General features: G+C 63.3%; 15 protein-coding genes. 11 read left to right on the forward strand and 4 right to left on the reverse strand.

The features are described 5' to 3' along the window. Positions 1-38 precede the first annotated feature (38 nt). The 6 genes from AC1RRE_RS03635 to AC1RRE_RS03660 all read left to right on the forward strand — a co-directional run bounded on the left by AC1RRE_RS03635 (position 39) and on the right by AC1RRE_RS03660 (position 5,124). Positions 39-1,091 (forward strand): hemin-degrading factor, encoded by a 1,053-nt coding sequence (locus tag AC1RRE_RS03635; protein ID WP_492979725.1) that lies wholly within the window; start codon positions 39-41, stop codon positions 1,089-1,091. After that, positions 1,091-1,978 (forward strand): heme/hemin ABC transporter substrate-binding protein, encoded by an 888-nt coding sequence (locus AC1RRE_RS03640; RefSeq protein WP_492979726.1) that lies wholly within the window; start codon positions 1,091-1,093, stop codon positions 1,976-1,978. Before AC1RRE_RS03635 ends, AC1RRE_RS03640 begins: the two co-directional genes overlap by 1 nt. 10 nt (positions 1,979-1,988) lie before the next feature. Further along, positions 1,989-3,041 (forward strand): FecCD family ABC transporter permease, encoded by a 1,053-nt coding sequence (locus tag AC1RRE_RS03645; protein ID WP_492979727.1) that lies wholly within the window; start codon positions 1,989-1,991, stop codon positions 3,039-3,041. Further along, positions 3,038-3,820 carry a heme ABC transporter ATP-binding protein gene (locus AC1RRE_RS03650; protein WP_492979728.1) on the forward strand — a complete coding sequence of 261 codons (783 nt, stop codon included), beginning with the start codon at positions 3,038-3,040 and terminating at the stop codon, positions 3,818-3,820. Before AC1RRE_RS03645 ends, AC1RRE_RS03650 begins: the two co-directional genes overlap by 4 nt. 58 nt (positions 3,821-3,878) lie before the next feature. Further along, on the forward strand, positions 3,879-4,322 hold the full coding sequence (locus AC1RRE_RS03655) for an EamA family transporter (protein WP_492979729.1): 444 nt from the start codon (positions 3,879-3,881) through the stop codon (positions 4,320-4,322). Positions 4,323-4,422: 100 nt separating this feature from the next. Next, positions 4,423-5,124, forward strand: a complete 702-nt coding sequence (locus AC1RRE_RS03660) for a response regulator (RefSeq protein ID WP_492979730.1) — start codon at positions 4,423-4,425, stop codon at positions 5,122-5,124. Here AC1RRE_RS03660 and AC1RRE_RS03665 read toward each other — a convergent pair. Continuing rightward, a complete protein-coding gene (locus AC1RRE_RS03665; RefSeq protein WP_492979731.1) occupies positions 5,121-7,838 on the reverse strand; it encodes a CHASE domain-containing protein in 2,718 nt (905 codons plus the stop codon). The genes AC1RRE_RS03660 and AC1RRE_RS03665 overlap by 4 nt on opposite strands. Positions 7,839-7,996: 158 nt before the next feature. Between AC1RRE_RS03665 and AC1RRE_RS03670 the strand changes: the two genes are divergently transcribed. Both AC1RRE_RS03670 and AC1RRE_RS03675 read left to right on the forward strand, forming a co-directional pair. Beyond that, positions 7,997-8,347: an ArsR/SmtB family transcription factor gene (locus AC1RRE_RS03670; protein WP_492979732.1), complete on the forward strand. Its 351-nt coding sequence runs from the start codon at positions 7,997-7,999 to the stop codon at positions 8,345-8,347. Beyond that, the gene (locus AC1RRE_RS03675; RefSeq protein WP_492979733.1) at positions 8,344-8,925 is read left to right on the forward strand and encodes an SRPBCC family protein; all 582 of its coding nucleotides are present in this window, start codon (positions 8,344-8,346) and stop codon (positions 8,923-8,925) included. Before AC1RRE_RS03670 ends, AC1RRE_RS03675 begins: the two co-directional genes overlap by 4 nt. Before the next feature lie 61 nt (positions 8,926-8,986). Here AC1RRE_RS03675 and aptA read toward each other — a convergent pair whose 3' ends face one another. Further along, positions 8,987-10,336, reverse strand: a complete 1,350-nt coding sequence (gene aptA, locus AC1RRE_RS03680) for an omega-aminotransferase AptA (protein ID WP_492979734.1) — start codon at positions 10,334-10,336, stop codon at positions 8,987-8,989. Positions 10,337-10,514: 178 nt separating this feature from the next. On the opposite strand from aptA, the gene AC1RRE_RS03685 reads away from it, so the two are divergent. After that, positions 10,515-11,066 carry a cupin domain-containing protein gene (locus AC1RRE_RS03685; protein WP_492979735.1) on the forward strand — a complete coding sequence of 184 codons (552 nt, stop codon included), beginning with the start codon at positions 10,515-10,517 and terminating at the stop codon, positions 11,064-11,066. Positions 11,067-11,091: 25 nt separating this feature from the next. Here AC1RRE_RS03685 and AC1RRE_RS03690 read toward each other — a convergent pair whose 3' ends face one another. After that, on the reverse strand, positions 11,092-11,445 hold the full coding sequence (locus AC1RRE_RS03690; RefSeq protein WP_492979736.1) for a RidA family protein: 354 nt from the start codon (positions 11,443-11,445) through the stop codon (positions 11,092-11,094). 207 nt (positions 11,446-11,652) lie between these two features. On the opposite strand from AC1RRE_RS03690, the gene AC1RRE_RS03695 reads away from it, so the two are divergent. Beyond that, positions 11,653-12,192: a TRAP transporter small permease gene (locus tag AC1RRE_RS03695; RefSeq protein ID WP_492979737.1), complete on the forward strand. Its 540-nt coding sequence runs from the start codon at positions 11,653-11,655 to the stop codon at positions 12,190-12,192. Positions 12,193-12,202: 10 nt separating this feature from the next. Continuing rightward, complete coding sequence (locus AC1RRE_RS03700) at positions 12,203-13,522, forward strand: TRAP transporter large permease (protein ID WP_492979738.1); 1,320 nt, start codon at positions 12,203-12,205, stop codon at positions 13,520-13,522. Positions 13,523-13,600: 78 nt separating this feature from the next. Here AC1RRE_RS03700 and AC1RRE_RS03705 read toward each other — a convergent pair whose 3' ends face one another. Then, positions 13,601-14,575 (reverse strand): TRAP transporter substrate-binding protein, encoded by a 975-nt coding sequence (locus tag AC1RRE_RS03705; protein ID WP_492979739.1) that lies wholly within the window; start codon positions 14,573-14,575, stop codon positions 13,601-13,603. Between the last annotated feature and the right edge of the window lie 40 nt (positions 14,576-14,615).

Below are 14,615 nucleotides of genomic sequence, written 5' to 3' on the forward strand. Positions count from 1 at the left end.
CCCTACTTTTCCATTCTCAGAGATACGGGAGACCGTTCATGACCAGCCAGACCACCACCACCCTTGCCGACCGTTGGACCGCACTGCGTGCCAGCGAAACCAACCTCCGCATCCGTGATGCCGCCCAACGCCTGGGTGTGAGCGAAGCCGAGCTGCTTGCCACTCGCCTGGGCAATGGCGTCACGCGCCTGACCGGCCCCTGGCCCGACATCATCACCGCCGTCGGCGGGGTGGGTGAGGTGATGGCGCTGACGCGCAACGATTCCGTCGTGCATGAACGGCATGGCGCCTATGGCGAACTATCGGTGCAGGGCCATGTCGGTCTGATCGTGGGCGAGGATATCGACCTGCGCATTTTCTTCGGTCCCTGGGCCTACGGCTTCGCGGTTTCGGAAGACACCAAGTCCGGTCCGCGCAACAGCCTGCAGTTCTTCGACGCCGCCGGTCAGGCGGTCCACAAGATTTATGCCACCGAGAAGACCGATGCAGCCGCCTTCAAGGCTGTCGCCGACAAGTTCCGTGCGGCCGAGCAGTCCGCCGACTTGGCGGTCAAGCCGGCCGCCGCAAAGGCGGCGCCGCATCCCGACGCCGATATCGATGCGACATCGCTGCGCAGCGAATGGGCGGCGCTGAAGGATACGCATGACTTCTTCCCGCTGCTGCGCAAGCATAAGGTGGCGCGCGAGCAGGCCTTCCGTCTGGCGGGCCGCGAATTCGCCGAACCGGTGTCGAATGACAGCGCGCGCCGCATGATGGAGGCCGCGTCTGCGTCCGATCTGCCGATCATGGTCTTTGTCGGCAATCCCGGCATGATCCAGATTCATACCGGCACGGTGAAGCGCCTGGTGCCGACCGGCCCGTGGTTCAACGTGCTGGATCCGATGTTCAACCTGCATCTGCGCGAAGATGCCATCGTGTCGAGCTGGCTGGTGCGTAAGCCCAGCGTGGACGGTACGGTCACGTCGCTGGAGCTGTTCGACAAGGATGGCGAGCTGATCGTCTCCTTCTTCGGCAAGCGCAAGCCGGGCAATCCCGAACTGCAGGAATGGCGCAGCCTGGCCGAATCGCTGGTGACACGGGCGGCGGCGTGATGATCAGCCGTCGTGCCCTGCTTGGCGCGGTGGCGGCGGCAGCGACCCTGCCGCGCATCGGATTTGCGGCCACTGCCGACCAGCGGTTGGTGGTGGCCGGCGGTGCGCTGACAGAGATCGTGGTGGCGTTGGGACGGGGTGACCGGCTGGCCGGCGTCGATTCCACCAGCCTGTATCCCTATAGCCTGACCAGCAGGCTGCCGCAGATCGGTTATGTACGCACGCTCAGCGCCGAAGGCATCCTGTCGCTATCGCCCAGCCTGCTGATCACGTCCGATCATGCTGGCCCGCCGGCCACGATCGCGCAGCTGAAGGCGGCCGGCGTACCGCTGTTGGTGGTGCCGGAAAGCTACACCGACCCGGCAGTGCCGAAGAAAATCCGCATGATCGGCGAGGCGATTGGTCGCGTGGCCGAAGGCCGGGCGGTTGCGGATGCAGTGGAGGCTGACCAGAAGGCAGTGCAGGAAATGGTGGCCCCGCTGAAAAAGCCTCGCGTGCTGTTCGTGCTCAGTACCAGCAACGGCAATATCCTGGCTGCCGGGCAAGAAACCTCGGCCGATGCCATGCTGCGTCTTGCCGGGGCGCAGAATGTCGTGACCGACTACAAGAATTTCAAACCGCTAAATGCCGAGGCCGCACTCGCCGCCGATCCCGATGTCATCCTGCTGCCGGGCCATTCCTTTGAGGCATTGGGCGGCGCTGCCGGCGTTGCGGCCATACCCGCACTGAAGCCCACGCGTGCCGTGCGCGATGGCCGTGTGCATGCCATGGATACGCTCTACATGCTCGGCCTGGGGCCGCGCATCGCCCATGCCACACGCGACCTGGCGGAACTGCTGCATCCGGGCACGAAACTTCCGGTCCTCCCGGCGCGGTCATGGATATGAGTGCAGGAGCATGAGCGTGATCGAAGCCTCGGTGGGGACTGCTCCGTTGCGCCTGCGTCTGCCGGTGCTGCTGGGGGTGGCGCTGGTCCTGCTGCTGATCGCCGCCATCGCCGGTCTTGGCATCGGCGCGGTGGCGCTGTCACCCTCTGATGTGCTGTCCGCTCTGATCGGTCAGGCGCATGAAAGCCGTCATGAAGCCATCGTGCTGCATCTGCGCCTGCCGCGCGTGCTGTTGGCCGGTCTGGTCGGCGCCGCACTTGGCATTTCGGGTGGTGTGATGCAGGGGTTGTTTCGCAATCCGCTGGCCGATCCCACCCTGATCGGCGTCTCGGCCGGCGCCACGGTGGCGGCAGCCAGTGTGATCGTGCTGACCGGCTCTGTCTTTCCTGCGGCCTGGCAGCCGGTACTGCTGCCGCTGGGCGCCTTCTGCGGGGGTCTGGTCGTGATCGCGATGATTTACCGCGTCGCACTGGTCGATGGCATCACCGTGGTGCCAATGCTGCTGCTGGCCGGTATCGCCTTCAACGCTATCGCCATGTCGCTGACCGGATTCCTGATTTTCCTCGCCAACGACAATCAGCTGCGCGACATCTCTTTCTGGACGTTTGGCAGCGTCGGTGGCGCGCGCTGGCAGACCGTGATGATGCTGGCGCCCTTTGCGCTCGTGCCTTTCCTGGCGCTGCCCTGGTTCGCACGCGCACTGGATGCGCTGAATCTGGGCGAGCGCGAGGCCGCACATCTGGGATATCGCGTCGAGATGGTGAAGCGGCTGGCCTGCCTGTGCACGGCGCTGGCGGTAGGCGGTGCGGTCGCGGTCAGCGGCACGGTCGGCTTCGTTGGCCTGCTGGTGCCGCATGTGGTGCGCCTAATCACCGGGCCGCAGCATGGCCGCCTGCTGCCGCTCTCGGCCATTCTTGGCGCGGCGCTGCTGATCGGCGCCGATCTGGTTGCGCGCACCATCGTGGCGCCGGCCGAACTGCCGCTCGGCCTGCTAACCTGCCTGATTGGCGCGCCGGTCTTCCTCACCCTGCTATGGCGAACGCGCAAGGATTTCCTGCCATGAGCCTGCAGGTCGATAACGTCACCGTAGAGCGCAAGGGCCGTCTCCTGCTGGACAATGTGAGCTTCCAGCTCCAGCCTGGTGAGCTGCTGGCCATTATCGGGCCCAACGGCGCCGGCAAGACCACGCTGCTGTCTGGCATGTCCGGTGATCTGTATCCCGATGGCGGCGCCGTGCACCTAGATGGCCGGCCGCTGCGGCAATGGACGCCGCTGGCGCTGGCGCGTCGTCGCGCCGTGATGCCGCAGGCCTCGCGGTTGGGCTTTTCGCTGCCGGTCTGGGATGTAGTGGCGCTGGGCCGCGCGCCCTTCCGCGAACGCAACGACAGGGCCGGTGATACCCGTGCGGTGCAGCAGGCATTGGCCGCAGCCGATATCACGCATCTGGCGCAGCGCACCTACGGCACGCTGTCGGGCGGCGAGCAGCAGCGCGTGCAGCTCGCCCGCGTGATGGCGCAGCTCGATTTCGATGAAGCGCCGGCGGTTCCGCCGGTGCTGCTGCTGGACGAACCCACGGCCAGCCTCGACCTGTCGCATGCCCATGGTGTGCTGCGGCTGGCCCGCGACCTGGCGGCGCGCGGCGCCGCTGTCGCCGCCGTGCTCCATGACCTGAACCTGGCCTATCGCTATGCCGATCGCGTGCTAGTGCTCAGCGGCGGCCGGCTGGAGGCGCTGGATCGTCCGCAGGCAGTGCTGGGACCCGAGATTCTGCGCCGCATCTTCGCCGTCGAGGGTCGCGTCCTGGACGACTGCCTGGTGATCAGCGGACCGGTCCTGCACTAGTCGTTCGCGACAATTCCCCGGGCTGCGGCCATAATTGCCGCCGCAGGAGGGATTCGCCATGAAAAGCCTGATGATAAACTGGCAGCTCTGGGCAGTGCTGTCAGCCACCTTCGCCGCGCTCACGGCCATTTTCGCCAAACTGGGCGTGGCGGATGTGGCGGCCGATTTCGCCACCTTGCTCCGCACTGTGGTGATCCTGCTGCTGCTCGCCGGCATCGTGCTGGCCACAGGGCAATGGCAGCCGCTGCACAGCATTTCGACCAAGACCTATGTCTTCCTGCTGCTCTCGGGCCTGGCCACGGGGGCGTCGTGGCTGTGCTATTTTCGCGCGCTGCAGCTGGGCGATGCGGCGCGGGTGGCGCCAGTCGACAAGCTGAGTGTCGTCATGGTCGCCGTCTTCGGCGTGCTGCTGCTGGGCGAAACGCTGTCGCTGCTGAACTGGGCCGGCATCCTGCTGATCGCTGCCGGCAGCTTGATGGTGGCCTGGAAGCAGGGTACTTGAGCGTAAATGATTTGATCCGTATAGCCCTGAGTGGCTAAATGCCGTCGATGGCTGTACCGCATAAGGCGGTGCTCTGGCATACACGAAGATGCAGGGGCCTGTGACAAAGACACAGATACTGATCGTCGAGGACGACCCCGCTGTCTCGAGGCTTCTGACTGCCTATCTGGGTAAGGAAGGGTTTGAGACGGTCGTGGCCGGCAGCGTCCCGGACATGCGGCAGGCGTTTCTCGCCACGCCGCCTGACATGATCATTCTGGATGTGATGCTGCCTGGTGAGGATGGCTGGAGTGCATTGCGCTGGCTGCGCGCCCGCAGCCAGGTGCCGGTGATCATGCTGACCGGCAAGGGCGATACGGTCGACAAGGTGGTCGGACTGGAACTCGGCGCCGATGACTATCTTTCCAAGCCCTTTGATCTGCGCGAACTACTGGCGCGTCTGCGCACGGTGCAGCGGCGAGCGGAAAAGCCCGGTGCGCCGCCGCCGGCGCCGACTGGGGAAATACGGTTCCAGGGCTGGCTGCTCGATCTGGCGGCGCAGCAGTTGCGCAATGATCAGGGCGATGTCGTGCATCTGACGTTGGCGGAATATCGCATCCTGGTTCTGCTGGCCCAGGCGCCGCGCCAGGTGGTGACGCGCGAACAGCTGATGGAGGCCGTGGCGGGCCGCGACTGGGATCCGATGGATCGCAGCATGGATGTGCATGTCAGCAACCTGCGCCGCAAGCTGGAAGCCGATCCGAAACGCTCCGGCCTGATCCGCACCGTGCGCGGCTCCGGATACATGCTGGTACCGAACTAGTCGTCGCCGCCCGGCGGTTTGTCGTCCAGCACGGCGCGCAGCAGGTTGGCGAGTTCGGATTTCCGGTAAGGCTTGCTGAGCAGATGCACGCCCTCGAGGCCATCCATGTCGTCGCCGACCTTGGTATCGGGGAAGCCTGAAGTCAGCACCACCTTGACCTGCGGCCATTTGCCCGGAATCAGGCGCGCGAGATCCAGACCATCCAGCTTGCCGGCCATGACGATGTCGGTGAAGACCAGATCGACATGCTGTCCGCCTTCCAGCAGCGACAGCGCCTTGCTGCCATTGTCGGCTTCCAGGGTGCTGTAGCCCAGACCATTGAGTTCATGCAGCACCAGCTTGCGGATCGCCGGATCGTCCTCCACCACCAGGATCACCTCGCCGCCGCCGCGCGCCGCTACTTTCTGCTGCGCCAGGCTGCTTTCGGCGGCCGGATCGTGATGGCGCGGCAGATATAGCCGGAAGGTGGTGCCTACGCCCACCTCGCTGTAGACGTTGATATGGCCGCCGGACTGCTTCATGAAGCCGAACACCATGCTCAGGCCGAGGCCAGTGCCGCGGCCGCGATCCTTGGTGGTGTAGAAGGGCTCGAAGATGCGGGCCAGCACCTCGGGCGGAATGCCGGTGCCGGTGTCTGATACCTGCAGCATCACATAATCGCCCGCTATCGCCTCCGGATACTGCGCGACATAGGTTTCGTCCAGATGCCGGTTCTGCGTGGCAATGGTCAGACGGCCGCCACGCGGCATCGCATCGCGGGCGTTGGTGGCCAGGTTAGTCAGTGCGGCCTCCACCTGCACGGGATCGGCCTTGACCGGCCAGAGCGTGCGGCCTGACTCCAGGGCGATGCTCACCTTCTCACCCAGGATGCGGGCCAGCATCTTGGTGGTGCTGCTCACGACCTCGTTGATGTCGATCTGGCGCGGCCGCAGCGGCTGGCGACGGGCAAAGGCCAGCAGGCTGCGGATCAGGTCGGCGCCGCGCTCGGTCGCCTTGTAGGCTTCGGTGGCGAAATCGAAGACCTCCTTCTGGTCTTCGGTTAGGTCCATGACAAGCTGCAGGTTGCCCATGATCACCATGAGCAGGTTGTTGAAGTCATGCGCCATGCCACCGGTGAGCTGGCCCAGTGCTTCCATCTTCTGCGATTGCAGCAGCTGTGATTCCAGCGACAGGCGCTGCGAGATGTCTTCCAGTATACCGACGACGCCGCGCAGCTCGCCATGATCGAACAGTGCCGCGCCGGAAAAACTGATTGCCAGCGGGCTGCCGTCTTTCCTGAGGGCCCGGACGGGATGGTTGCGTATCACCTTGCCTGCGATGATGGCGTCGAGCATGGCATCGAAGGTTTCACGATCCTCTTCCATGGCGAGGCTGAAGGGTTCGCCCAGAATTTCGCCGGCCGAATAGCCAAAAATCTGCTCAGCCGTGTGACTCCAGAACAGGATGTTTTTGCGTGGATTCAGGTGAATGATGCCGACCGGCAGGGTTTCCAGCGTGGCCGCCAGGGTTTCGGCCTGCTGCTGCAAGGCTATTTCGGCGCGCTGGCGCTCGGCGATCTCACGGTTGAGCGTGAGATTGGCGGCCGTCAGGTCCGCTGTGCGGGCGGCGACCAGTCTGTTGATGCTGCGCGTAATGGCCTGCTGGCGTGCCATATACATGACGATCAGCGCCGTCAGCATCAGGGCGGTTGCAAACAGCGCCAGTGGTGCCCAGGATCGCAGGCCGGCGACAAGCTCGACGGGGAAGATTGAGACCAGGGTCCAGTACTGTCCCAGAATCTCGAACTGCCGGCTGATGGGAAGGCCTGAGACTGCCTCCGCATTGGACTCCGGCACAAAGCCTTTGCCAGGACTATAGACGGTGACGAGCTGGGGCGGCCTGTCGATGGCAGGAGATCCAACATGGAAGCGAATCTGTTCGACGATCTCGGGCGTGCCCTCGATGGCCGCGGCCAGCACCGCTTCGATGCGGAAATGGCCCATGGCAAAGCCGCGCAGGAGTTGCCGGCGTTCCTCGAGGGCATTGGGTATCAGGTCGGTGCTGTAGACGGGCCAGAAAACCTGAAAGGCCGGTAGCACGAGCGGCGGCACTGCCGTACTGACGGCAGACACCATGACGGGCAGGCCGCTGTCACGTGACAGGGGGAGCAGTCGACCGAAATCGGGATGGGACAGAAGGTCGAGGCCGATGGCAGAAGCCTGATTCTCGAAGCGCTCGCTCAGCCAGACCGGAAAATACGCGTCACGATTGGCGGCGGACACCAGCGCGCCGTCCTGGCCGCGTTGCAGGATGCTAAACTGCGGCTGGCCGCTCATCCGGGCGTGGGATTCGAACCAGGCCCGATCGGCGCCGGTGACATAGGGCACCCAGTTCAAGGTCCGGATCGGGGCGGTGAGCTGCTGCTTGCGGACGAAGCGATAGAAATCGCCGGGTGTGACCGGATCCTGCGAGGCGACGAGGGCGGCAAGGTTGCCGACCGTGAAGGTGCTGTTGCGGATTTTGGCTTCGATATCGCGGGCGCGCCATTCGGCGCGGAATTCCAGGATGCTCAGGACACGCTCTTCATCCAGCCTGCGTCCGACGATCAGCAGGGCCGATGAAATCGCCACACCCAGAACAGCCACGAAAAGCAGCAGCTTGTTGGCACGCACCCATTGCCCGGGATGCAGGCTGGCAGACAAGGGCTGGGATGCATCGCTTGGGTCCGCTGCCATGGGGCCTGTCGGTGAAGATCGGCAACTCGGTGCTATCACGGGTAAAACACCAGCGGCAAGAAATAGTGCCGCGGGCGAGAAACCGCAGAATACGCCGGTATGAAAAGAGTAATATTTAAGTATTTACTTATTTAAGTATATAGTATAAATAATGAGCCATGCAGACCAATACCGCACCCATCTTCACCGCGCTGGCGGATCCGACCCGTCGGCAGATTGTTGAACTGCTCAGCCGCGGCGAATCCTCTGCAGGCGAGATTGTCGAGGCCTTCGAGGTCAGCGGTCCGGCAATCTCGCAGCATCTGAAGGTGTTGCGCGAGGCGGCGCTGGTTCAGGTGCGCGTGGATGGTCAGCGCCGGATTTATCAGCTCAACCCGCAGGGCCTGAGCGAGATGGACGACTGGTTGAACAGCGTGCGGCGGTTCTGGGCCCCGAAGCTCGATGCCCTGGAGCGCGAGCTGCGCCGGCCGGATAAACCGAAATCAAAGGCGAAAGGAACCAGACGATGAGCGCGGATATGGTCGACAACAATGCCTATGGCACAGTGCTGGAATCGGGTGCAGTGCGTTTCGAACGCCTGCTGCCCGGACCGGTCGAGCGGGTCTGGGAATACATCACCGATTCCGACAAGCGTGCCACCTGGCTGGCTGCGGGCAAGATGGACCTGCGGATCGGCGGCGCAGTGACACTGGAGTTCCGCAACGGCGATCTGGCGCCGAAAGGCGAAACCGTCCCGGAGCGCTACAGCAAATACACCGGCCCTGTCACCCATCGTGGTCATATCACGCAACTCGAGCCGCTACGCCTGCTGGCGATGACCTGGAATGAGAAAGACGGCGGCGCGGATGCCGGTTGCAGCGGCAACAGTTCCGAAGTGGTCTTTGAGCTGACGCCAAAGGGCAAGGACGTGCTGCTGACGCTGACCCATCGCCGGCTTGCCACCCGCGGCGACATGCTGGGCGTCTCGTCCGGTTGGCATACCCATGTGGCCGTGCTGATCGAGCGACTGAATGGGCGCGCGCCCACAGAATTCTGGGGCAGCCTCGACCGCTTGTCGCCGGTTTACGACAAGCGCATCCCGGACTGATCGGACATGAAAAAGCCCGGCCTTGCGGCCGGGCTTTCCATGGAGCGGACCTGGCTGCGAGTCAGTTCACACTCTGGATGCTGTCTTTCAGGATGCCGAAGATGTCGTCGATATGGCCCTTGTTCAGGATCAGCGGCGGCGACAGAGCGATGGTATCGCCGGTCAGGCGGCACATCAGGCCCTTTTCATAGGCATTCACAAAGACCTCGTAGCCGCGCTTGCCGACACCGTCTTCACGCGGGCTGAGCTCGATGCCGGCCATGATGCCGATATTGCGGATGTCGATGACATTATTCACGCCCTTCAGGCTGTGCACCGCATCCTGCCAATAGGGCGACAGTGCTTTGGCATTCTCGAAGATGCCTTCATCGCGATAGATATCCAGCGTGGCGATGCCGGCAGCGCAGGCCAGCGCATGGGCCGAATAGGTGTAGCCGTGGAACAGTTCGATCATGTTCTCCGGGCCACTCATGAAGGCGTCATGCACATGCTTGCGGGTGAAGACGGCGGCGGCCGGCACGGCGGCATTGGTCAGGCCCTTGGCCACCGTCATCATATCGGGGATCACGTCGAAGGTATCTGCGCCAAAGGCGGCGCCAGTGCGGCCGAAGCCGGTGATGACCTCGTCGAAGATCAGGAGGATGCCATGCTTGTCGCAGATCTGCCGCAGCTTCTGCAGATAGCCCTTCGGCGGGATCAGCACACCGGTGGAGCCGGCGACAGGCTCGACGATCACGGCGGCGATGGTGCTGGCGTCATGCAGCGCGACGATGCGCTCCAGATCATCGGCCAGATGGGTGCCCCAGTCCGGCTGGCCTGTGGAGAAGGCCATGTCCTTCAGGCTGTGAGTGTGCGGCAGATGGTCGACGCCGGCCAGCAGCGGGCCAAAGACCTTGCGGTTGGACACGATGCCGCCCACCGAAATGCCGCCGAAGCCCACGCCGTGATAGCCGCGCTCGCGGCCGATCAGACGGGTGCGCGCCCCGTCGCCGCGGGCGCGGTGATAGGCGATGGCGATTTTCAGCGCCGTGTCGACGGCCTCGGAGCCGGAATTGGCGAAGAAGACATGATTGAGGTCGCCTGGCGCCAGATGCGCGAGGCGGGCGGCGAATTCAAAGGCTTTGGAGTGGCCCATCTGGAAGGTGGGCGCGAAATCCATTTCGGCCGCCTGCTTCTGGATCGCGTCGACGATGGGCTTGCGGCAATGGCCGGCATTGACGCACCACAGGCCGGCGGACCCGTCGATCACCTGACGGCCGTCATGGGTCGTGTAATGCATGTCCTTGGCGCCGACGAGCAGGCGGGGATTGGCCTTGAACTGGCGGTTCGCGGTGAAGGGCATCCACCAGGATTCAAGGTCGTTCGGCACCGCCGTATTTTCGTTGGATACGAGCGCGGGTTTGGCGGGCATGCGGAACTCCGGGATGCGGAAGGGAGGGGCTGGCCGTGATCATCGGGGAGTTTGCGATGGCGAAACAGGGTTTTTCTGAAGATTCTTAACTCATTGATTTTTATGAAGTTGAACGTCAAAATGTTTATGATCGTAAACAATAAAACAGGCCAAAACCCGGCCTGGGGCGGAGACCGGCATGGAGATCGATATCGGGGCGCGGCTCAAATCCGTGCGGCTAGCGGCCAAGCTGTCGCAGCGGGCGCTGGCCCGGCGTGCCAACGTCACCAATGCCACCATTTCGCTGATCGAGTCGAACCAGATGAACCCATCCGTCGGTGCGCTGAAGCGCGTGCTGGACGGCCTGCCGATGAGTCTGGCGGAATTCTTCGCCGCTGCGGAGCAGCCGGCGCCACACAAGGCTTTCTATGCGGCCGACGAACTGGCAGAAGTCGGCAAGGGCAAGATCAGCTATCGCCAGCTGGGCGCCGATCTGAGCGGCCGTGCGCTGCAGATCCTGGTCGAGCGTTATGCGCCCGGCGCCGATACCGGCCGTGTCATGCTGCAGCATGAAGGCGAGGAAGGCGGCGTGATTATTCGCGGTCGCATGGAAGTGACGGTGGCGGGCCAGGTGCGGGTGCTGGGGCCGGGCGATGCCTATTATTTCGAAAGCGCGCAGCCGCATCGCTTCCGCAATCTCGGCAGCGAACCCTGCGAGCTGATCAGCGCCTGCACGCCACCTACTTTCTGAAGCGGGCGGCGCGCAGGCTGCAGGATCAGTCCTTCGTCGCGGCGACGGCGACGATCTCCAGCAGATGCGTGGTATCCAGCGTCGCGCCGATGCAGGCGCGCTGCGGCTCGTTGGCCTTGTCGACCCAGCCGAGCCAGACGTCGTTCATCTCCGATTTCCGTTTCATGTCGGCGATATAGACGGTGACCGACAGCAGACGCGACTTGTCGGTGCCCATCTCGGCGAGATGCTTGTCGATCTTGGCCAGCGCCTCCGTGGTCTGCTTGCGCATGTCCAGTTCAGCGGTATCGGCCACGGCGACGGTGAAGACGAGGTTGCCGTAGCCGACGGCGCGGCTGCGGCCCGGCGCCATGCCGGTGAGACGGGTGATGGGAAGCATGGGGATTCTCCTGAGGTTGTATTGGCCGTAACCGGCGCATAAACGGCTGAGAGAAAAGCAGATTTTTAGTCAGCTGCACAGAGATTGACCAGCCGTAGAAACGAACAAAGTCTTGTAACGATACGGTCTATGACTGATAAGTTTCGGCAGCAATTGGTTTGTATCGGGGGTCGTATGAAAACGCAGTATGGACCTGGAGCGACCGCCGTGCGGCGCGCCCTAGACGGTCTTTATCTTGTTTGCGGCTGGGCAGCCGGACTTCTGCTCATCATGATCTGCGGCATCATGCTGATCCTGTCGGTCGGCCGCGAGATCGGCTTCGTTCTGCGCGGCGGCGACGAGATCGCCGCCTGGGCGTCCACCGCCTGCTTCGCGCTTGGTCTCGCCTATACCTTCAAACAGGGCGAAGTGGTGCGCGTCGGCATTCTGGTCGAACGGTTCGAAGGCAATACGCGCCGCTGGCTGGAAACGCTGTGCCTGCTGGTCGGCTGCTTCCTCACCGGCTGGATCGCCTGGTATTGCGGTGATTTTGTCTGGGATGCTTATCGCTTCAAGGACGTGACGCCCGGTATGCTGGTCCTGCCGTTGTGGATCGTGCAGTTCCCGCTGGTCTTCGGCACCACGGTGCAGTTCATCGCTTTCGTCGAGCAGCTGGTGATCGTGGCGCTGGGCTACAAGCCCGATTACGCCAAGGACCCGCCGAAGACCGCCGAGGAAGTTCTCGAGCGCGCCGCGTCGATGGTCTGAGGAGCGCGCCATGGGACAAATCGAACTCACTGCCCTCGTACTGGTCTTCATGCTGCTGCTGCTGGGCACTGGCGTCTGGATCGGTATTTCGCTCGCCGCCTGCGGCTGGCTTGCCATGTACCTCTATACGCCAGCGCCGGCCGGCAAGGTGCTGGCCGTCGCCTTCTGGGATTCCAGCGCCTCGTGGACGTTGGCGGCGCTGCCACTCTTCATCTGGATGGGCGAAATCCTGTTCCGGACAAAGCTGTCGGAAGAAATCTTCAAGGGACTGGCGCCCTGGCTCGGCTGGCTGCCGGGCCGCCTGATGCATGTGAACGTCATCGGTTGCGGCATCTTCGGTTCAGTCTCGGGCTCGTCGGCCGCAACCACGGCGACGATCGCCAAGATCGCGCTGCCGGAGTTGAACAAGCGCGGTTATGACGAGCGGGTCTCGCTGGGCTCGCTCGCCGGTGCCGGTACACTTGGCATCCTGATTCCGCCGTCGATCACTATGGTGGTCTATGCGGTGGCCGCCGATGTCTCGATCATCCAGCTCTTCCTCGCCGGATTCCTGCCCGGTCTGCTCGTGATGGTGCTTTATTCGGGCTATATCATCATCTGGTCGCTGCTGAACCCGGACAAGACGCCGCCCAACGACATGAAGGACATGCCGTTCCGGGAGCGGATCCGGGAATCGAGGAACCTGATCCCCACTGCATTGCTGATTCTCTTCATCACGGTGACGCTGATTTTCGGTTGGGCCACGGCCACCGAATGCGCCGCCTGGGGTGTGGTCGGGTCCTTCGCCATCGCCGCCTGGTCGCGCTCGCTCACCTGGGAGAACTTCTGGCAGAGCGTCATGGGCACGGTGCGCATGACCTGCATGATCATGCTGATCCTGGCATCTGCCGCCTTCCTGTCCAAGGCGATGGCCTATACCGGGATTCCGCGCGGTCTGGCCGATTACGTCGGTGGCCTGCATCTCAGCCCGTTCGCGCTGATTGCAGCGCTGACGATCATGTACATCATCCTCGGCACGGCGCTGGACGGTATCTCGATGATCGTGCTGACCACCGTGGTGGTGTTGCCGCTGATCAAGCAGGCCGGCTTCGATCTGGTCTGGTTCGGCATCTTCATGATCCTGGTGATCGAGATGGCAGAGGTGTCACCGCCAGTAGGCTTCAACCTCTTCGTGCTGCAGACCATGTCAGGACGGGACAGCTTGTTCGTGGCGAAAGCCTCGCTGCCCTTCTTCTTCCTGCTGGTGGTGGCGGTGGCACTGATTACGATCTTCCCCGAGATCGTGTCAGTCGTGCCGAAATGGGCCTTCCCGGATAGCGCGGGCGGATAGTCCGCGCCAGAAGGACAATAAAAAAGGGCGGCCTTTCGGCCGCCCTTTCTTTTTTGCGCCGCCCGAGAGCGGCGTCAATTACATCTTCTTGTAAGCGTCGACGATGCCGGCGCCATCGGCACCGGCCTTCTTGACCCATTCTTCGGTCAGGGTGACGCCAAGCTTCTCCAGGCCCGACTTCAGCGCCGGCGACGGCGGCAGAACCTTCATGCCGTTCTTGGTCAGCTCGGCCTTCGACTCATCGGTCTCGGTCTTCGACATCGCCAGGCCGCGTGTTTCGGCGGCAGCGGCGGCGTCCATCACCGCCTTCTGGGTGGCGGCATCCAGCTTCTTGAAGGCATCGTTGTTTACGAAGATCAGGTTCTTCGGCAGCCAGGCCTGGGTGTCATAGAAATGCGTCAGGCTTTCCCAGACCTTCATGTCGCGGCCGGTCGAACCCGAGGTCATCATGGAGTTGATGACGCCGGTGGCCAGCGCGCCCGCCAGTTCAGCGACCTGGATGGTCACCGGCTGCGCCTGCACCAGCTCGGCGATGCGCGAGGTGGCCGGGCTGTAGGAGCGCCACTTGGTGCCCTTCAGGTCGTCGATGGTGTTGATTTCCTTCTTGGCATAGATGCCCTGGGCCGGCCACGGCACGGCATAGAGGACAGTCATGCCCTGTTCGGCCAGCTTCTTCTCGACCACCGGCTTCTGGGCTTTCCACAGCTTGACCGAGGCGTCATAGCTGGTGGCGAGGAACGGCACGGCATCGGCGCCGAACACCGGAATCTCGTTCTCGATGTTGCTCATCAGCACTTCGCCGAGCTGGACCTGACCGGTCTGCACAGCGCGCTTGATTTCCGGAGCCTTGAACAGCGAGGCGCCCGGATGGACGGTGATCTCCAGCTTGCCGTTCGACATCTTCTTCACGTCTTCGGCGAACAGGACCAGATTCTTGGTGTGGAAGCTGTTGACGCCATAGGCGTTCGGCAGATCCCACTTGGTCTGCGCCGAGGCGCCGCCAGCGATCATTGCGGTGCCGAGCAGGGCAGCGCTAAGCCACATCTTCGTCATATCGATTGTCTCCCCATTGGACGATGCGCCAGCCAGATAT

Source organism: Ferrovibrio sp. GW821-FHT12D07 (assembly GCF_058807275.1).